Here is a 17,020-nt window from a genome sequence, read left to right as displayed (position 1 = left end):
GACGAGGACCGCGTGAGAGCTTTCTCACGCGGTCCTTGTACGGCTCTCACTGCGCGGGGTCAAGATAGAACCACGGAAGGCCGCAAGGTCCTCCCTCCACCGCGCAGATTCCCCCAGATCGCGCTGACGGAAAACAACATGGAGTGGTCGGTCCGGGATTCCCCCCGGTACCAGGATCGACACGCGGGTTCGGGTCTCGCACAACACTCCACATGGCCCCCGGCGTCCCCCAGCGCCGGGGGCCCTTCCGCGTACCCGGCGACACCGGTCATCGTGCGACGGTGAGGTGCGGCGTCACTCCCAGCGGTAGCCCGCGCCACGGACCGTGGTGATCCGCTCGTGCCCGAATTTCGCGCGGAGGTAGCGGACGTACACGTCCACGACGTTGGAGCCGGGATCGAAGTCGAGGCCCCAGACGCTGGAGAGCAGCTGTTCCCGGCTGAGGACCTGACCGGGGTGGCGGAGGAACTGCTCCGCCAGCGCGAACTCCCGCGCCGAGAGGTCGACCTCACGTCCGGCGACGCTGGCCCGACGGGCCAGCACGTCGAGGCGCACGTCGCTGTGCACGATTGCGATGGTTCCGGTGGCGACGTTCTCGCGCAGCCGCGACCGCACCCGGGCGAGCAGCTCGTCGAACTTGAACGGCTTCGGCACGTAGTCGTTCGCGCCAGCGTTCAGCCCGTCGACCGTGTCGCGCGTGCTGCTGCGAGCCGTGAGCATGATGACGGGAAGCGTGGAGCCCTGGCCACGCAGGTGACGCAGGACCTCGAACCCGTCCATGCTGGGCAGCCCGACATCCAGCAGCAGCAGGTCCACGCTGTTCGACTGGGCACGCTCCAATGCCTCGACGCCGTCGGCCACGACCTCGGTCGCGAACCCGGCAGCCTCGAGGCCACGTTTGACGAACGACGAGATCCGAGGTTCATCCTCCGCGATCAGGATCAGGGTCATGTGGTGGCCTCTCGTTGCAGCACGACGTCGCCGGCGCGCACCGGCGTGGGGATGAGCGTGTCCGGGTGGTCGCCGACCGGGATGTGGATGGTGAAGGTGGCGCCGCCGCCCTCGGTGTCCGTGACCTCGCACGTGCCCGAGTGGGCGTGGGCGATGGCCTCGACGATCGCGAGTCCCAACCCCGATCCGCCGACCGTGCGATGCGCCTCGGCGCGGTCGAAGCGGCGGAAGATGCGACGGCGGGCGGATGCGGGGATTCCGGCGCCGTGGTCGCGGACCCACAGTCGCACCTCGGTCGCGTCCAGCTCGCTGCCGATCTCGATGGGCGTCCCGGCGGGGGTGTACTTCGCGGCATTGTCCGCCAGCTGCAGCCAGGCCTGGGTGAGCCGGTCCGCGTCGCCGATGAGCACGCCGCGCGCGAGCTGCGCGATGCTGAAGGGATGCCCGGGGATGGCGGTGATGAGCTCGCTGACGCGTTCGGTCAGCAGTCCCACATCGATCGGGCGCATGGAGAACTGGTCGTCCTGCGCCGACGACAGCAGGTCGATGTCCTCGACGAGACGGGTGAGCCGGTCGAGCTCGGTGATGCCGATGTCGCGCGTGCTGGCGACATCCGACGGGTCCTCGACGTCCATCATCTCGAGGTGCCCGCGGACGATCGTGATGGGGGTCTTCAGCTCGTGCCGGATGTCGTCGAGCAGCTGCTGCTGACTCTCGACCGACATCTCGAGTCGCTCCAGCATGAGGTTCATGGTGCGCGACAGCTCACCGAACTCGCCGTCGCTGTTCTCCGGCACGCGCGCCCGCAGGTCATCGAATGTGACCGACTCCGCGGCGTCACGGAGCCGGCGAAGCGGCGACAGCAGTCGGCCGGTCATGAACCAGCTGACGGCGCCGAGGCCCGCCAGCACGATGATCCCGGTGATGCCGTAGGTCAGCACCGACCCGTTCAGCGGAGCGAGCTCCGCATCGATGCTGACGATGCGGATGTACAGGCCCTCGGTGGGGTCGTCGCCCGTGCCGATGGGTGCGGCGATGAAGCGCACACCGCCCTCAGCGGTGTTCACGGTCCCGAGCGCGGTCTTTCCGGTCTCGGCAACCGCGGCGACGGCCGCATCCACCACGGCCGGGTCACTCATCGCGTCGAACTGGGTGCCGGCCTCCGGAAGCGCCTGCACCGTGCCGTCGATGATCCCCGCCACCGCCTCGTTCTCGAGCGGCAGGAACCCCGCCACCAGGCGCGACGCGTACGCCCGGGTGTCCTCGTCGGACGACGGTTCGGGGAGCGAATTGATCTTGCTGTGCAGTCGCACGTCGATGCCGACGAGGGTGCGTGCGTACTGCACGGCGAACGTGACCCCGCCCGCGATGATGAGCCCGGCGCACGCCACGATGAGGATGGTCCCCAACGTTCGAACGCGCGCCGAGATCATCCTCGGCGTCTGGCTCACGGTCTGATTATGGCCTGAGGTGCCGTCTCCGGCATCTCGGTCATCCGGCGTGGGTCATGGAGAGCAGGTCGAGCTTCGCGTCGAGCTGCTCGAGGGTGAGGTCGCCGCGCTCCACGTATCCGAGGTCGATGACGGCTTCACGCACCGTGATGCCCTTGGCCACGGCGTGCTTGGCGATCTTTGCGGCCGCCTCGTACCCGATGAGCTTGTTCAGCGGGGTGACGATCGACGGGGACATGCCGGCGAAGGCCGCGGCGCGCTCGAGGTTCGCCTGCAGTCCGTCGACGGTCTTGTCGGCGAGCACCCGCATCGCGTTGGCGAGCAGTCGGATCGACTCGAGCAGGGCGGTGCCCATCACCGGGATGGCGACGTTCAGCTCGAAGGAGCCCGAGGCTCCTGCCCAGGCGACGGTGGCGTCGTTACCGATGACGCGGGCGCAGACCATGAGGGTCGCCTCAGGGACGACCGGGTTGACCTTGCCGGGCATGATCGAGGATCCGGGCTGGAGGTCCGGGATGTGCAGCTCGCCGAGGCCGGTGTTGGGGCCGGAGCCCATCCACCGCAGGTCGTTGTTGATCTTCGTCAGCGATACCGCGATGGTGCGGAGGGCCCCGGAGGTCTCGACCAGGCCGTCACGGTTGGCCTGCGCCTCGAAGTGGTCCTTCGCCTCGGTGATCGGCAGCTCGGTCTCGGCGGCGAGCAGCTCGATGACCTTCTGCGGGAAGCCGAGGGGGGTGTTGATGCCGGTGCCGACGGCGGTGCCGCCGAGCGGCACCTCGGCCACGTGGGGGATGACCGACTGCACGCGCTCGATACCGAGGCGCATCTGACGGGCGTAGCCGCCGAACTCCTGGCCGAGGGTCACCGGGGTCGCGTCCATGAGGTGGGTGCGGCCGGACTTGACCGCGTCCTGCCATAGTTCGGCTTTCGCCTCGAAGGCGACGGAGAGGTGGTCGAGTGCGGGGATCAGGTCGTCGATGAGTGCCTGGGTGACGGCGATGTGCACCGACGTGGGGAACACGTCGTTGGATGACTGCGACGCGTTCACGTGATCGTTGGGGTGAACCGGGGCGCCGAGGCCGCGGGTGGCGAGGGTCGCGAGCACCTCGTTCATGTTCATGTTCGAGGACGTGCCCGAACCGGTCTGGTACGTGTCGACCGGGAAGTGCTCGTCGTACGCGCCCGTGATGACCTCGTCCGCGGCGGCCGCGATGGCGTCGGCGATGCTGCCGTCGAGCACCCCGAGCTCTTTGTTCGCGAGGGCCGCCGCCTTCTTGATCCGCGCGAGCGCCGCGATCTGGGTGGACTCGAGGCCCTTGCCGGAGATCGGGAAGTTCTCCACCGCGCGCTGGGTCTGTGCGCCGTACAGCGCAGCGGCGGGAACCCGCACCTCGCCCATGGTGTCGTGCTCGATGCGGTACTCGGTCTCTGCCACGTCGTGTCTCCTCTGACGTTCGATTCGGTGGATAGGGGGCTCAGACCTCGGCGAGGCCGAGGACGAAGTCGGGGACCGCCGTGCCCTCGGCCAGCCGGTAGTTCACGGCGGCGATCGCGAGGGTGCCGTCGGCAACGGCCTGGCTGATGAGCTCGGACGAGTGCAGCAGCTCGTTCACGGTGTCGCGCAGGTGCTCGCGGCCCACGTGCTCGGCGTCGATATCGCCGGCGGCGCTGTGATCGGCGGTCTGCACCCGGCGGACGGCGGGAACGATCGGCGCGACCTGACGCCACACGTGCGGCGGCAGCACGGGTGCATCCGGGGCGGTGCTGTCGATCGCGGCGCGCACGGCACCGCAGGCGTCATGCCCGAGCACCACGATCAGCGGCACGCCCAGCGCGAACACCGCGTACTCCAGGCTTCCGACGACCGAGTCCGAGATGACCTGACCGGCGTTGCGGATGACGAATAGGTCGCCCAGGCCCTCGTCGAAGATGATCTCGGCCGCGAGGCGCGAGTCCGAGCACCCGAACAGGGCGGCGCGGGGGCGCTGCTCGGCGGCGATCTCGTGGCGACGATCCACATCCTGCCTCGGATGCCGCGGCTCACCGGAGACGAAACGGGAGTTTCCCTCGAGCATCTCGGTCCACACCTGGGCGGGGGTGAGTCGCGATTCGGTCACCGGGTCTCCTTCTGCAGCTCACGGATCTGGTCGGCCACGGCCTCCGCGGCGACGGCCGTGGTGGCGGCGTCGGCGGTGCCGTACAGCAGGATCTGGTCGGCGCCCGCCCCGGTGGCGAGCGCGTACGACACGTTCCCCGCATCCGCCGGGTCGGTGATCTCGTACTCGTCCCAGGTGATGCCCGCCACGGTCACGGTGCCCTCGGGGGTCGCGCCGGAAAGGGTCCGGGAGACCCAGGATGCGTCGGGGTCGAACGCCTGCGCCACCCGCAGGTAGCTGGTGTCATCGGGCACGTACACGATCGTCCAGGCCGAGACGTCATCGCCTTCGATCTGCGCCGAGTTGACACCCCAGTCTGCGGGGACGCCTGGGGCGAGGACGGTGCGGTCGTAAGCCTCGGACATCTTCTGCGCCTCAGCGACCACGTCGATGTCGTCGGCGGGGGTGATCGTGCCGCGCGGCACCCCGAGGACGACGACGACCACGACGGCCACGGTCACCAGCAGCGCCGCGATGAGGTGCCGGAAGGTCTGGCTGGACCGGTAGGTGTACGACGACAGTGCCTTGCGTTCGGCGGTCTCCTGCGGCGTCTCGGGGCGGCCGAGTTCGGCGACGATCCGCGGTCCGCGGGGGCTCACGAGGTCGCCTCCCCGCCGGGGCGGGCCGCATCCAGGCGCTGCTTGGCACCGAGCAGCCACTGCTCGCAGCGTGCGGCAAGGGCCTCCCCGCGCTCCCACAGGGCGAGCGAATGCTCCAGCGTCGGGGCGCCTTGTTCCAGCTCGGCGACGACACGCACGAGTTCGTCGCGGGCCTGCTCGAAGGAGAGTTCTGCGACGTCGGCGGCGCTGTCGGCGGGCACGGACATGTCTTCCATCCTAGATCGCAGCCGTGTCGTCGCTGTTCGCCTCGGCGATCTCGCCGAGCGACCGCGCGGCGAGCGACCCGGTGTCAAGCGTCACCGTCAGTTCGGTGCCGTCGGGTGCCTGGGCGGCGTCGCGGAGGATCACGCCGCCGGGCAGATACGCGATCGCGTAGCCGCGCGCGAGGGTGCCGGCGGGGGAGAGGGCGCGCAGCGACGCCCGCAGTTCGCGCGTCTGCAGGGCGCCTTCGGCGAGCTCGCGGTCGACGGTGTCGCGGCCGCGCGCGGCGAGGATCTCGATCTCGTGTGCGCGCCGCTCCAGCGCCTCCTCCGGACGACTGAGCACCGGGCGGCTGCGCAGTTGCTCCAGCTGGGCGATGTCGTGCGAGATGCGCATGGTCAGCCGGGTGGTGAGCCGCGAGCGCAGCTGGTCGACGAGAGCGCGCTGCTCGGCGACGTCCGGGACGACCCGCTTGGCCGCATCCGTCGGGGTCGAGGCGCGGAGATCCGCCACGTCGTCCAGGAGCGGATGGTCGTTCTCATGTCCGATGGCGCTGACGATGGGGGTGGATGCGGCGGCCACCGCCCGCACCAGGCGTTCGTCGCTGAACGCAAGCAGGTGCTGCGGGTCACCGCCGCCGCGGGCGATGATGATCACGTCCACGTCGGGGTCGCGTTCCAGGGTCGCCAGCGCCCCGAGGGTCTCCGGCACGCAGCGATCGCCCTGCACCGCCGCATGGACGATGCGGAAATGCACGCCCGGCCAGCGGAGTTCCGCGTTGCGGAGCACATCCCGCTCCGCATCCGACCGCTCGCCGGTGATGAGACCGATGGTGTGCGGCAGGAACGGCAGGCGTTTCTTCCGCGTCGGTTCGAACAGGCCCTCGCGTCGCAGCTGGGTGCGCAGGCGCTCCAGCTTCTCCAGCTGGTCGCCGAGGCCGACGTGGCGCATCGCGGAGACGACGACGGAGAAGTCGCCGGTCTTCACGAAGTAGTCGGCCTTCACGCACGCGACGACATGGTCGCCGGACTTCATGTCTTCGGCGAGGCGCTGCCGCGTGGTGCTCCACAGGCGGAACGAAACGCTGGAATCCGTGGCGAGGTCCTTCAGCCGGCCGAAGACGTTGCCGCCGCGAACGTTCCACGACGTGATCTCGCCCTCGACCCAGACGGAGCCCCAGCCGGAGACGAACGCGCGGATCGTGTCGTTGAACCGGGCAACCGAGGTCGGAGTGTCGACGGTGGAGTCCCTCGGGTGCACCGCGTCGCCGGTCGGCACGCCGTCATCCGGTGCGAAGTTCGCCACCCGTCTTCCCTTCGCTGGTGCTCGGCGCCCGCCCAGGGCACCGCCCGTAGAATCAAGGCGTGACTTCCCCCGCCATCCACCTGCCCATGCCGCGCATTCCGGGCCGTCGTGGGCGCCTCCAGGATATCCCCGTCGCGGGGTCCAAGCGGGTGCTGCTGGCCGCCCCCCGGGGATACTGCGCCGGTGTCGACCGGGCGGTGATCGCGGTGGAGAAGGCGCTGGAGCGCTTCGGCGCTCCGGTGTACGTGCGCAAGCAGATCGTGCACAACATCCACGTGGTGACTGAGCTCGAGGCCAAGGGCGCCGTCTTCGTCGACGAGGTCGACGAAGTGCCGGAGGGGTCGCACGTCGTCTTCAGCGCCCACGGCGTTGCCCCGGCTGTCGTCTCCGCGGCCGCGGACCGCGGCCTGCAGGCGATCGACGCGACCTGCCCGCTGGTCACCAAGGTGCACCGTGAAGCGGTGCGGTTCGCGCGCGACGACTTCGAGATCCTGCTGATCGGCCACCTCGGACACGAGGAGGTCGAGGGCACCGCCGGCGAGGCGCCCGACCATGTGACCATCGTCAACTCCCCGGCGGAGGCCGACACCGTCGAGGTGCGCGACCCGTCGCGGGTCGTGTGGCTGTCGCAGACCACCCTCTCGGTCGACGAGACCATGGAGACCGTGCGGCGCCTGCGCACTCGGTTCCCCGAGCTGCAGGATCCGCCCTCCGACGACATCTGTTACGCGACGCAGAACCGTCAGGTCGCGATCAAGAAGGTCGCCGCCGGCGCCGACCTCGTCATCGTGGTGGGGTCGGCGAACTCGTCCAACAGCGTCCGGCTCGTCGAGGTCGCCCTCGAGCACGGGGCGAAGGCCGCGTACCGGGTGGACTACGCCGACGAGATGCGCCAGGAGTGGTTCGACGGCGTCGAGACCGTGGGCGTCACCAGCGGCGCGTCCGTGCCAGAGGTGCTCGTGCAGGAGGTGCTGGACGATCTCGCCCACGCCGGCTACCGGGATGTGGAGCAGGTGCGCACCGCCGAGGAAGACCTCATGTTCTCCCTCCCCAAGGAACTCCGCCAGGATGCGACCGGTCGCCGCGACGAGCGCGCGCTCGGCGGGCGGGGTCGCGCATGAGCGACTTCGCACCTGAGGCCGGCCCCGACGGACGTCCCCGTCCGCGCTACGGCGAGTACGCCACCCCCGAGGAGCAGCGTGCCCGGATCGCGCAGCCCGCGGTGACGGATGCGCTGAGCGCCGGGGTGACCCCGGCCGCCGCGCCCGCCGCATCCACGCCGCCGGCCTCGGCCGAACCGGGTAAGCCGGTCCCGGTCGCCGCCCGCCGGTCGATGCTCGACCGGATCTTCACCGTGGCGCTCCTCGGCTACGGCCTGTTCATCGTGATCACCTCGATCCCGACCGTCGCCGACTACACCGGATTCGCCGCGAGTTTCTTCGACACCCTCGGGGTCGATGCGACGCTGACCGACCCGGGCGCCGGACGCGGCTGGGGCCTCGCCTCGGCGCTCGTGCTCGGCATCGGGTGGCTCGCCGCCGCCGTACTGTCGTGGCGGAACCTGCGGGCCGGGCGCATCAGCTTCTGGATCCCACTGGTCGCGGGCATCGTGTGCACGATGATCGCCTCGTTGCTGCTGGTCGTGCCGCTCATGATGGACCCGGGCGCCTGGGCCGCCATCCAGGGCGTGATCGACTCCGCCGGGACCGAGTGATGTCGGGGCGGCTGCTCTCGGTGTGCGCCGTGGGCGAGCTGCGCCGCGACCGGGGCGCCGTCGGCGTCACCGCGATCAACAAGCGTCCGGTCACCGGCCCCGTCCGGATCGGACCTTACGGGGTCTACGCGGACGTACAGTGCAGCCGCAAATACCACGGCGGACTCGAGCGGGCGCTCTACGCCTACGCCGACGAGGACGCAGCGTTCTGGCAGCAGGAGCTCGGCCGCGAACTGCCGCACGGCTGGTTCGGGGAGAACCTCCGCACCGGCGGCATCGATGTGAACGCTGCGCGCATCGGTGAGCGTTGGGCGATCGGTGAGCGGCTCATCGTCGAGGTCACCTCGCCCCGCACCGCCTGCGGCACGTTCGCGCGGTGGGTCGGCGGCGCGGAGGGACGCGGGTGGGTTGCGCGTTTCACGACCGCGCAGCGTCCGGGCCCGTATCTGCGAGTGGTGCGGTCGGGCGTGGTCGCCGCGGGCGATGTGATCACCGTGCTGTCGAGCCCGGAGGATGCGCCCACGATCCGCGAGGTGTTCGCCGGCTGACTCGTTAACGCAACGGATGCCGCAACCCGGGGGTCGCGGCATCCGTTCGGTGATCTCAGATCAGGACTGGCTCTTGCCGTACGAGCCGAGCTGACGGGTCGCCTCGATGACGCGGGCGGCCATGGCCGACTCGGCCACCTTGCCCCAGGCGCGCGGGTCGTAGGCCTTCTTGTTGCCCACCTCGCCGTCGATCTTGAGCACACCGTCGTAGTTGCTGAACATGAAGCCGGCGACCGAACGCGTGAACGCATACTGGGTGTCGGTGTCGATGTTCATCTTCACCACGCCGTTGGCGACCGCGAGGGCGATCTCCTCATCGGTCGAGCCGCTGCCGCCGTGGAAGACGAGGTCGAGGGGCTTTTCCCCGGTGCCGAAGGTCGCGGCGATGCCGGCCTGGATCTCGCCGAGCAGTTCCGGCTTCAGCTTCACGTTGCCGGGCTTGTACACACCGTGCACGTTGCCGAAGGTCAGCGCGGCGATCCAGCGGCCGGCGTCGCCGAGACCGAGCGCCTCGACGACCTGCGCGACGTCGCCCGTGGTCGTGTAGAGCGCGTCGTTCGTGCCCTCGTGCTTCACGCCGTCCTCTTCGCCGCCGACGACGCCGATCTCGACCTCGAGGATCGCGTTGATCGCCTTCAGACGGGGGAGGAGCTCCTTGGCAATCTCGATGTTCTCGGCGAGCGGCACGGCCGAGCCGTCCCACATGTGGGACTGGAAGATCGGGTTGCCGCCGTCGGCGACGACCTCTTCGGATGCCGCGATCAGCGGCAGCACGAAGTCCTCGAGCGCCGGCTTCGGGCAGTGATCGGTGTGCAGCGCGATGGTGATGGGGTAGTTCTTGGCAACCTCGGTCGCGAACTTCGCCATGGCGAGGGCGCCGGTGGCGCGGCCCTTGACGGTGTGGCCGGCGAAGTAGTCGGCACCGCCCGTGGTGACCTGGACGATGCCGTCGGAACCGGCTTCGGTCAGCCCCTGCAGCACGGCGTTGATCGACTGCGAGCTGGCCACGTTGATGGCCGGGTAGGCGAAGCCACCGGTCTTGGCGCGGTCCAGCATCTCGGCATACTGCTCGGGGGTGGCGACAGGCATGTCAGCTCCTTATAAGTCTGTGGATCTCCACTCGCCACTCTAGCGAAGCGGCTCGGCGCCGACCCGGGTGCCGTGATCGACAGGTGCTCGGGGGCACATGACAAGCGCGAAAGATTCACGATTCCTTCCCTGTTCGTGGTCGGAAAGACGAGCTTGGCGCCCCCCGCCGTGGTTAGGCTGGCGCCATGGTGAGTCTGACCGCCGACATGAGTCCGCTGCATCCCGACCGAAACCTGGCCCTTGAGCTGGTGCGAGCGACGGAGGCCGCGGCGATCCGTTCCGTGCCCTTCATCGGCCGTGGCCAGAAGGAGGCGGCTGACGGTGCCGCAGTCGACGCGATGCGTGCGTTCCTCACCACCGTTGACTTCGACGGCGTGATCGTCATCGGTGAGGGCGAGAAGGACAACGCCCCGATGCTCTACAACGGCGAGCACGTCGGCACCGGCCGCGGCCCGCAGTGCGACATCGCGGTGGACCCGATCGACGGCACGTCGCTGACCGCGGCGGGCCGCAACAACGCCCTGTCGGTGCTGGCGGTCTCGGACCGCGGCACCATGCTCGACGCATCGAGCGTGTTCTACATGGACAAGCTCGTCACCGGCCCCGCCGGTGTCGGCGTCGTCGACATCCGCCTCCCCATCGGCGAGAACATCCGACTGCTCGCGAAGGCGCTCGGCAAGCCGGTCGACGAGCTCGTCGTCTCCGTGCTCCACCGTCCGCGTCACGAGCAGCTCATCCAGGAGATCCGCGAAGCCGGGGCCGGTACCCGCCTGATGTCCGACGGCGACGTCGCCGGGGGCATCAACGCCGCTCGCCATGACGCGCGCACCGACATGTGCGTCGGGATCGGCGGGAGCCCGGAGGGCATCGTCACCGCCTGCGCCATCAAGGCCCTCGGCGGCCACATCCAGGGGCGGCTGTGGCCGCAGACGGATGATGAGAAGCAACGCGGCATCGATGCGGGCCTGAAGATGGACTACGTCTACGAGGCCGATGAGCTCGTCACCGGGAAGAACACGATCTTCGTCGCCACGGGTGTAACCGATGGTCAGCTGGTCGCCGGTGTCCGTCGTGAGAACGGCTACGTCTATACCGAGAGCGTCGTGCTCCGCGGTGCATCGGGGACGCTGCGACGGATCACCTCAGACCACCTCGTCTCGAAGTGGCTCTGACCCCCGCGCGACTCACCTGACACCTCCGCGGGTGTCAACCTCCCGGGTACGCCCTCGTGACTCTGGCAGAATGGACGACGACGCCGCTCTTCGGCGTCTGTCCGTGGGCTGAGCGAGAAGAGGGATCCGCGTGGTTGATCCGGCGAACGATTCCGCACCCCGCACCGGGGCGCATGCGGTGGTCGCGAACGCGTTGGCGTCGCACGGCGCCGCACCGGCCCCGACCCATCCGATCGACCCGGCCCGCCGGCCGGACGTCTTGTTCCGCGTCCGCCGCGAGGAGGGTCAGCAGACCAGCCCGTGGTGGATGGTTGGCGCCTTCGTCGCCGTCTCGGCGATCGTGATTGTGCTGTTCAGCTTCGTGCCGGGTGGCGCATAACCCCTGACGTCTCGTCCTCGGTGGCGGCTGCGGCCCCGTCGGCATCCGGCATGACGCCGGGCTCGACGATCGGCTCAGCGGCATCGACGGGGTTCACCGCATCCGTACCGGACTCGACGGGGTTTCCCGCCGCCGTACCGGCGTCGATCCGCTCCGCGGTGGCATCCATCGCCGCGGAGAACTCCGGCGCACTGAGCGCCCGCGGACGCTGCTCCACCGTCGGCGGGGCGTCCGTGGCGGCGAGGCGCGTCTCATCCACCCCGGGGAAGCGTCGCGCGCTCACCAGGACTCGGGTCTCCAGCGAGCCGACGAACCTGTTGTAACTGTCGACGGTGCGCTCGAGTCCGCGCCGCAGGTCGTCGACGTGGCCCACCATGCTGCCGAGCCGGTCGTAGAGCTGGTTACCCAGGGTGAAGAGTTCCCGAGCTTGTTCGGACACGGCCTCCTGCGTCCAGGTGTACGCGACGGTCTTGAGCACGGCCCACAGGTTCACGGGGGAGGCGAGGGCAACCCGGCGGCCGAAAGCGTAGTCGAGCAGGCCAGGATCGGAATCGAGCGCCGTCGACAGCAGCGATTCGCTCGGCAGGAAGCAGACGACGAACTCCGGACTGGCGTCGAGGCCGGTCCAATACGCACGCTTCGCCAGAGCGTCGATGTGCGCGCGGAGTGCCTTCACATGCTTGGACAGGAGCGCCGTGCGCCGTGCGCCATCGGCGCCGGTGGCCGCGTCCGAGATCTCGGATGCTTCGAGGAACGCGTCCAGCGGCACCTTCGCATCCACCGCGATCGCCTTGCCGCCGGGGAGACGTACGACCATGTCGGGGCGCCCGGCGCCGGCATCCGAGGACATGCCGGACTGCAGGTCGAAGTCGACGTGCCGAGTGAGGCCGGCGGCCTCGACGATGCGCCGCAGCTGGGTCTCGCCCCACACGCCCCGCGCGCTGGAGGAACGAAGCGCGCTCGCGAGCGAGTCGGTGGTGCGTCGCAGCGACTCGTCGGACTCCTGCGCGCGGCGCAGTTGCTCGGCCAGCGCGCCGAACTGCGACTGCCGGTCGCGCTCGAGGTCTTCGACCTTCCGCTGCATGTCGAACAGGCTCTCCCGCACCGGCGCGAGCGCACGGAGCACGGACTGCTCGCGCGCCTCGCGCTCGTACTGTGCCTCGCGTTCGCTGCGGGCCTGCGCCAGCTGCCCTTCGGCAGCGCGGGCGGTGGCTTCGGCGGCGGCGATGCGTGCCGCATCCGTCGCCCGCGCGGTCGCGGCTCTCGCCGATGCCGCGAGCCACCCGCCCGCGGCGCCGATCAGCACACAGATCAACGCGATCGCGATCACACCGGTGATGTCCATGTCGCCAGTCTGCCCAGGGCCACTGACATCGGCCGCCGCACCGCGCCGATGAGCGTGTCCCACTTTCTGCCGTTATGACCTGCCCAGAGCGGCAGAAAGTGGGACATGTTCTGCAGAATTCGGGACATGCGCGCGGGGGATGCGGGCACGCGAGGTCGCGGTGAAGAGAGCGAGGAGAGGCGGGGCGAGGCGCAGAGGCCGAGGAGAGGCGGGGCGAGTCGCAGAGGGGAGGAGAGACCTCAGGCGGCGACGGGCACGGCGGTGGGGACGATGACGCCCACCTTGATGCCGCAGAGTGCGGCGAGTTCGTCGATGTCGGCCGCTCCCTGGGTGCGCGCCGCGTGCACCATGATGTGGGCACAGGCGGCCGCATCCGCCGTCGCGTCGTGGTGGGCGAAATCGCCGAAGCCGGCGTGGGCGGCCACCGCGGGAAGCCGGTGCGAGGGCAACTGGTAGATCTTGCGCGACACCTGCAGGCTGCATGCATACCGGTACGGCGGGCACGGGTCGCCGGTCGCTTCGCAGGCGCGGCGGAGCACCGCCATATCGAACCCGGCGTTGTGGGCGACGAGCACGTCGTCGCCGGTGAAGGTGATGAGGTCGTCGAGCTGCTCGCTCCAGCTCTTCGCACCGATCACGTCTTGCGGCCGGATGCCGTGGATGCCGACGTTCAGCTCGAAGAAGGTGTCGTGCCCGGCCGGCGGGCGGATGAGCCAGCCAGCCGTCTCGACGATGACCCCGGCGCGGACACGGGCGAGGCCCACGCTACAGGCGGAGGCGCTGGACGCATTCGCGGTTTCGAAGTCGATCGCGGTGAAATCCAGTGGCACGACACCAGACTCACCGCCCCGGTCACAAAGACCGCGCAGGCACGCCGAGGAAGCGGCGCGTCGGACCGGATGCGGGGTCAGCCGCCGCTCGTGGATTGCTCGCGCACGCGCGTCAGTGCCGACATCAGATGCGTGAGCCGCTCGTGTTCTTCATGATGCTCGGTGGTGCCGGGGGTGAGGGTGGACAGACGTGCGCGGACCTGTGCGACCGTCTGCTCGAGTTCCAGATGTTCCGTCATGTGCCGAACCTTAGGACCGCAGCTGCGGTCGCGAAAGGGGGTGGCATTCACCAGGCGTAGGGTCGGCCCATGACCAGCCGCGAAGAGATGTCCACGTCGTTCGGCGTCGTCGCCGAGACCTATGAGGCGGGGCGTCCGTCCTACCCGACGGATGCGGTTCGATGGATGCTGCAGCCCGCCGGCGAGAGCACGGGCGTCCGCGTCGTAGACGTCGGCGCCGGCACCGGCAAGCTCACTCGCGCACTGATCGACCTCGGTGCCGAGGTCACGGCTGTCGATCCCGACCCCGGCATGCTCGAGAACCTCCGGGCGAATCTTCCGAGCATCCCGGCCCTCCTCGGACGCGCCGAGTCGCTTCCGCTACCCGACGCGGGCGCGGATGCGGTCGTCTTCGGCCAGGCGTGGCATTGGGTCGACGTCGCCGCCGCGTCCGCAGAGGCGGGGCGTGTGCTCCGCCGCGGCGGGGTCCTCGGGCTGATCTGGAACATCCGTGACGAGAGCGTCGACTGGGTGCGGCGGCTCACTGCGGCGATGCACGGTAGCCACGCCGAGGAGCTTCTCGCCTCCGGCGGTCCTGCTGTCGGTGCGCCGTTCGCCGGGTTGGATCGGCAGGAGTGGCGCTGGTCGCGCCGGATGACCCGCGAGGATCTGCTCGCCATGGCCCGCTCGCGCAGCTACGTGATCACCGCGGCACCGGCCGAACGGGCGCGGATCGAGCAGGCGCTCGTCGAGCTGTGCGACGAGATCGGAGCGGTGGGGAATGCGACGGTCGACCTGCCGTACGTGACGCATGCGTTCCGCAGCATCCGTCCGTAGAAGCCGCTCCGCATCCGCCGCCTAGACTGGACTCTCGTGGCTCTCACTATCGGAATCGTCGGTCTCCCCAATGTTGGCAAGTCGACGCTGTTCAACGCGCTGACCAAGAACCAGGTGCTCGCCGCGAACTACCCGTTCGCGACGATCGAGCCCAACGTCGGCGTGGTGAACCTGCCCGACCCGCGTCTGGAGACGCTCGCGGAGATCTTCCACTCCGAGCGGATCCTGCCCGCCGCGGTGTCGTTCGTCGACATCGCCGGCATCGTCCGCGGTGCGAGCGAGGGGGAGGGGCTCGGAAACAAGTTCCTCGCCAACATCCGCGAGGCCGACGCCATCGCGCAGGTCGTCCGCGGCTTCGTCGACTCCGACGTTGTGCACGTCGAGGGCAAGGTCGACCCCAAGAACGACCTCGAGACCATCAACGCCGAGCTGCAGCTCGCCGACCTCGAGACGCTCGAGAAGGCGATCAACCGGTACGAGAAGGAGGTTCGCGGGCGGAAGCTCGACGCCTCCGTACTCGAGACCGCGAACGCCGCGAAGGACGCGCTCGAGCGGGGCGTGCTGCTTTCCGCATCCGGGATCGACCTCGCCCCGATCAAGGAGCTGGGCCTGCTCACCGCGAAGCCCTTCATCTTCGTTTTCAACGTCGACGAGTCGGTGCTGACGGATGCGGACCGCAAGGCTGAGCTCGCGGCGCTCGTGGCTCCCGCCAATGCGGTGTTCCTCGACGCGAAGATCGAGTCGGAACTCATCGACCTCGACCCGGCGGATGCCGCGGAGTTGCTCGCCTCGACCGGTCAGGACGAGTCCGGCCTCGACCAGCTCGCCCGCATCGGGTTCGACACGCTGGGCCTGCAGACCTACCTCACGGCGGGCCCGAAGGAGTCACGCGCCTGGACGATCGGCAAGGGCTGGAAGGCTCCGCAGGCGGCCGGTGTCATCCACACCGACTTCGAGAAGGGCTTCATCAAGGCCGAAGTCATCTCGTTCGACGACCTCGTCGCGACCGGCTCCGTGCAGGAGGCGCGCGCGAAGGGCAAGGCCCGTCTCGAGGGCAAGGACTACGTCATGCAGGACGGCGACGTCGTGGAGTTCCGTTTCAACGTCTGAGCAGGTGGCGAGCGCCCGGAGCTAGTTGGAGCTTGGCGTCGCGGCCCTGAATGCACCGGCGGTGCCGCCGATGACAAGACCCACTGCGCCGCACACAACGGCCCACGTGGCGCACCAGGCCAGAACGGACTGTCGCGGATCCACGAACTGCGGGTTCTCCGCATAGGTCGCCATCGCCCCGGGGAGCCAGGGCCCTATTGGCAAGTTCGTGATGCGCCCGAGTTGAGACATGACATCAACTCGGTGGAGTTCCGTTTTCCACGTGGATGACGACACCTGACGCTGCGTTGGATGGATGTCATCTGTAATCATGTCGTCATGCTTCGCGCCGCCAGGCTGACCACTACCGTCGCTGCGCTCGTCCTAGCCACCAGCGCGCTTGCAGGGTGCGCCGGATCGGCTGAGCCGCAAGCGGCACCCCCGTCGCCAACGCCGACCGTCACGCAGACTCCGGAGTACCTCACGGAGCTACCCGAGTGGGCGCGTGTTTCCTCGCCCTGGCTCATCTATCCAGACGGTTTTGAGTGCTCCGGCACCGAGGGGTGCCCAAATGACTATCGCGCGCTGATAGGCGAGCCAGGCCCCGTCCTGCCTCAGGGCGTCGAGTACTACGACCCGGCAAGGCACGACTGCGTGGTCGTGCAGCCCCTGGGCGTGAATTGCAGTGGCTGAACCGTAGGCCACGACGGTGACGCTGACGACAACATCTACTGCGCCGCACACATTGTCCACGGGGCGCACCACGGCAAGTCCATGGCAGCCGGCCGTGACCTGACCAGGAAGCCGATTCGTGAACGCACAAGATCAGCTGAAGCAGGCCCTCCGCGAGGATCTCGCGCCCCAACTGCGAGAGTTGGGGTTTCGTGGAACCGAGCGCAAATTCAGCCTGCCCAGCGAGAGGTACTTCGCCCAGATAGGCATCCAGTCATCCGACTCGAGCACGCGAGAACTCGTGAAGTTCACCGTCAATCTTTCCGTCATAGACAAGGCTGCCTGGACGCGGGCTCGCGACGAACGCTCGTATCTCCCCGTGAAGCCCAGCCCCAATGTGAGTTACCTCCCATGGCGGGATGAGTCCGAATGGCGCGAGCGGA

The 17,020-nt window shown here is 69.1% G+C and carries 19 protein-coding genes; 8 read left to right on the top strand and 11 right to left on the bottom strand.

The features are described 5' to 3' along the window. Positions 1-294: 294 nt before the first annotated feature. From NT132_RS07070 to xseA, 7 genes are read right to left on the bottom strand one after another with little or no spacing between them, the layout of a single operon-like run. Complete coding sequence (locus NT132_RS07070; protein ID WP_297786849.1) at positions 295-951, bottom strand: response regulator transcription factor; 657 nt, start codon at positions 949-951, stop codon at positions 295-297. Continuing rightward, on the bottom strand, positions 948-2,402 hold the full coding sequence (locus NT132_RS07065; RefSeq protein WP_297786847.1) for a HAMP domain-containing sensor histidine kinase: 1,455 nt from the start codon (positions 2,400-2,402) through the stop codon (positions 948-950). Before NT132_RS07065 ends, NT132_RS07070 begins: the two co-directional genes overlap by 4 nt. Before the next feature lie 40 nt (positions 2,403-2,442). After that, entirely contained in the window at positions 2,443-3,837 is a 1,395-nt protein-coding gene (locus tag NT132_RS07060) for an aspartate ammonia-lyase (RefSeq protein ID WP_297786845.1), read from the bottom strand. A gap of 40 nt (positions 3,838-3,877) precedes the next feature. Further along, complete coding sequence (locus NT132_RS07055) at positions 3,878-4,477, bottom strand: carbonic anhydrase (RefSeq protein ID WP_297786941.1); 600 nt, start codon at positions 4,475-4,477, stop codon at positions 3,878-3,880. Positions 4,478-4,515: 38 nt separating this feature from the next. Continuing rightward, the gene (locus NT132_RS07050; RefSeq protein WP_297786843.1) at positions 4,516-5,157 is read right to left on the bottom strand and encodes a DUF4245 family protein; all 642 of its coding nucleotides are present in this window, start codon (positions 5,155-5,157) and stop codon (positions 4,516-4,518) included. Continuing rightward, entirely contained in the window at positions 5,154-5,393 is a 240-nt protein-coding gene (locus NT132_RS07045; RefSeq protein ID WP_297786841.1) for an exodeoxyribonuclease VII small subunit, read from the bottom strand. Before NT132_RS07045 ends, NT132_RS07050 begins: the two co-directional genes overlap by 4 nt. A 1-nt stretch (position 5,394) precedes the next feature. Continuing rightward, a complete protein-coding gene (gene xseA / locus NT132_RS07040; RefSeq protein WP_297786839.1) occupies positions 5,395-6,684 on the bottom strand; it encodes an exodeoxyribonuclease VII large subunit in 1,290 nt (429 codons plus the stop codon). Positions 6,685-6,770: 86 nt separating this feature from the next. Between xseA and NT132_RS07035 the strand changes: the two genes are divergently transcribed. The 3 genes from NT132_RS07035 to NT132_RS07025 are packed head-to-tail and all read left to right on the top strand — an operon-like array spanning position 6,771 to position 8,946. Further along, positions 6,771-7,805, top strand: a complete 1,035-nt coding sequence (locus tag NT132_RS07035; RefSeq protein ID WP_297786939.1) for a 4-hydroxy-3-methylbut-2-enyl diphosphate reductase — start codon at positions 6,771-6,773, stop codon at positions 7,803-7,805. After that, positions 7,802-8,398 (top strand): DUF6264 family protein, encoded by a 597-nt coding sequence (locus NT132_RS07030; protein WP_297786837.1) that lies wholly within the window; start codon positions 7,802-7,804, stop codon positions 8,396-8,398. The genes NT132_RS07035 and NT132_RS07030 overlap by 4 nt, the downstream gene beginning before the upstream one ends. Next, the gene (locus NT132_RS07025; RefSeq protein WP_297786835.1) at positions 8,398-8,946 is read left to right on the top strand and encodes an MOSC domain-containing protein; all 549 of its coding nucleotides are present in this window, start codon (positions 8,398-8,400) and stop codon (positions 8,944-8,946) included. Before NT132_RS07030 ends, NT132_RS07025 begins: the two co-directional genes overlap by 1 nt. A gap of 60 nt (positions 8,947-9,006) precedes the next feature. On the opposite strand, the gene fbaA is transcribed toward NT132_RS07025, so the two are convergent. Then, positions 9,007-10,035 carry a class II fructose-bisphosphate aldolase gene (gene fbaA / locus NT132_RS07020; RefSeq protein WP_297786833.1) on the bottom strand — a complete coding sequence of 343 codons (1,029 nt, stop codon included), beginning with the start codon at positions 10,033-10,035 and terminating at the stop codon, positions 9,007-9,009. Between the two features lie 185 nt (positions 10,036-10,220). Between fbaA and glpX the strand changes: the two genes are divergently transcribed. Both glpX and NT132_RS07010 read left to right on the top strand, forming a co-directional pair. Then, on the top strand, positions 10,221-11,207 hold the full coding sequence (gene glpX / locus NT132_RS07015) for a class II fructose-bisphosphatase (RefSeq protein WP_297786830.1): 987 nt from the start codon (positions 10,221-10,223) through the stop codon (positions 11,205-11,207). Positions 11,208-11,337: 130 nt separating this feature from the next. Continuing rightward, a complete protein-coding gene (locus NT132_RS07010; RefSeq protein ID WP_297786829.1) occupies positions 11,338-11,586 on the top strand; it encodes a UDP-N-acetylmuramyl pentapeptide phosphotransferase in 249 nt (82 codons plus the stop codon). On the opposite strand, the gene NT132_RS07005 is transcribed toward NT132_RS07010, so the two are convergent. The 3 genes from NT132_RS07005 to NT132_RS06995 all read right to left on the bottom strand — a co-directional run bounded on the left by NT132_RS07005 (position 11,561) and on the right by NT132_RS06995 (position 14,000). Beyond that, complete coding sequence (locus NT132_RS07005) at positions 11,561-12,931, bottom strand: DNA recombination protein RmuC (protein ID WP_297786827.1); 1,371 nt, start codon at positions 12,929-12,931, stop codon at positions 11,561-11,563. The genes NT132_RS07010 and NT132_RS07005 overlap by 26 nt on opposite strands. Positions 12,932-13,170: 239 nt before the next feature. Beyond that, positions 13,171-13,761: an exonuclease domain-containing protein gene (locus tag NT132_RS07000; RefSeq protein WP_297786825.1), complete on the bottom strand. Its 591-nt coding sequence runs from the start codon at positions 13,759-13,761 to the stop codon at positions 13,171-13,173. Positions 13,762-13,838: 77 nt separating this feature from the next. Further along, positions 13,839-14,000 (bottom strand): hypothetical protein, encoded by a 162-nt coding sequence (locus tag NT132_RS06995; protein WP_297786823.1) that lies wholly within the window; start codon positions 13,998-14,000, stop codon positions 13,839-13,841. 69 nt (positions 14,001-14,069) lie between these two features. On the opposite strand from NT132_RS06995, the gene NT132_RS06990 reads away from it, so the two are divergent. From NT132_RS06990 to NT132_RS06980, 3 genes are all read left to right on the top strand, one after another. Further along, complete coding sequence (locus NT132_RS06990) at positions 14,070-14,816, top strand: class I SAM-dependent methyltransferase (RefSeq protein WP_297786821.1); 747 nt, start codon at positions 14,070-14,072, stop codon at positions 14,814-14,816. Positions 14,817-14,852: 36 nt separating this feature from the next. After that, on the top strand, positions 14,853-15,926 hold the full coding sequence (gene ychF / locus NT132_RS06985; protein WP_297786819.1) for a redox-regulated ATPase YchF: 1,074 nt from the start codon (positions 14,853-14,855) through the stop codon (positions 15,924-15,926). 790 nt (positions 15,927-16,716) lie between these two features. After that, on the top strand, positions 16,717-17,020 hold a 304-nt coding region (locus tag NT132_RS06980; protein ID WP_297786817.1), incomplete at its 3' end, for a DUF4304 domain-containing protein.

The organism is Microbacterium sp., from assembly GCF_026393345.1.
In the GTDB taxonomy this organism is placed as follows: Bacteria; Actinomycetota; Actinomycetes; order Actinomycetales; family Microbacteriaceae; genus Microbacterium.
The sequence above is the reverse complement of the archived record's forward strand: the minus strand, read 5'-3'. Positions and strand labels throughout refer to the sequence as shown.

Excerpts from the sequence above, each read along its gene's own strand:
- NT132_RS07045 (WP_297786841.1), bottom strand. The coding sequence starts at position 5,393 with ATGGAAGACATGTCCGTGCCCGCCGACAGCGCCGCCGACGTCGCAGAA.
- glpX (WP_297786830.1), top strand. The coding sequence starts at position 10,221 with ATGGTGAGTCTGACCGCCGACATGAGTCCGCTGCATCCCGACCGAAAC.
- NT132_RS06995 (WP_297786823.1), bottom strand. The coding sequence starts at position 14,000 with ATGACGGAACATCTGGAACTCGAGCAGACGGTCGCACAGGTCCGCGCA.
- NT132_RS06990 (WP_297786821.1), top strand. The coding sequence starts at position 14,070 with ATGACCAGCCGCGAAGAGATGTCCACGTCGTTCGGCGTCGTCGCCGAG.
- NT132_RS07005 (WP_297786827.1), bottom strand. The coding sequence starts at position 12,931 with ATGGACATCACCGGTGTGATCGCGATCGCGTTGATCTGTGTGCTGATC.
- fbaA (WP_297786833.1), bottom strand. The coding sequence starts at position 10,035 with ATGCCTGTCGCCACCCCCGAGCAGTATGCCGAGATGCTGGACCGCGCC.
- NT132_RS07030 (WP_297786837.1), top strand. The coding sequence starts at position 7,802 with ATGAGCGACTTCGCACCTGAGGCCGGCCCCGACGGACGTCCCCGTCCG.
- NT132_RS07025 (WP_297786835.1), top strand. The coding sequence starts at position 8,398 with ATGTCGGGGCGGCTGCTCTCGGTGTGCGCCGTGGGCGAGCTGCGCCGC.
- NT132_RS07035 (WP_297786939.1), top strand. The coding sequence starts at position 6,771 with ATGCCGCGCATTCCGGGCCGTCGTGGGCGCCTCCAGGATATCCCCGTC.
- NT132_RS07070 (WP_297786849.1), bottom strand. The coding sequence starts at position 951 with ATGACCCTGATCCTGATCGCGGAGGATGAACCTCGGATCTCGTCGTTC.
- NT132_RS07055 (WP_297786941.1), bottom strand. The coding sequence starts at position 4,477 with ATGCTCGAGGGAAACTCCCGTTTCGTCTCCGGTGAGCCGCGGCATCCG.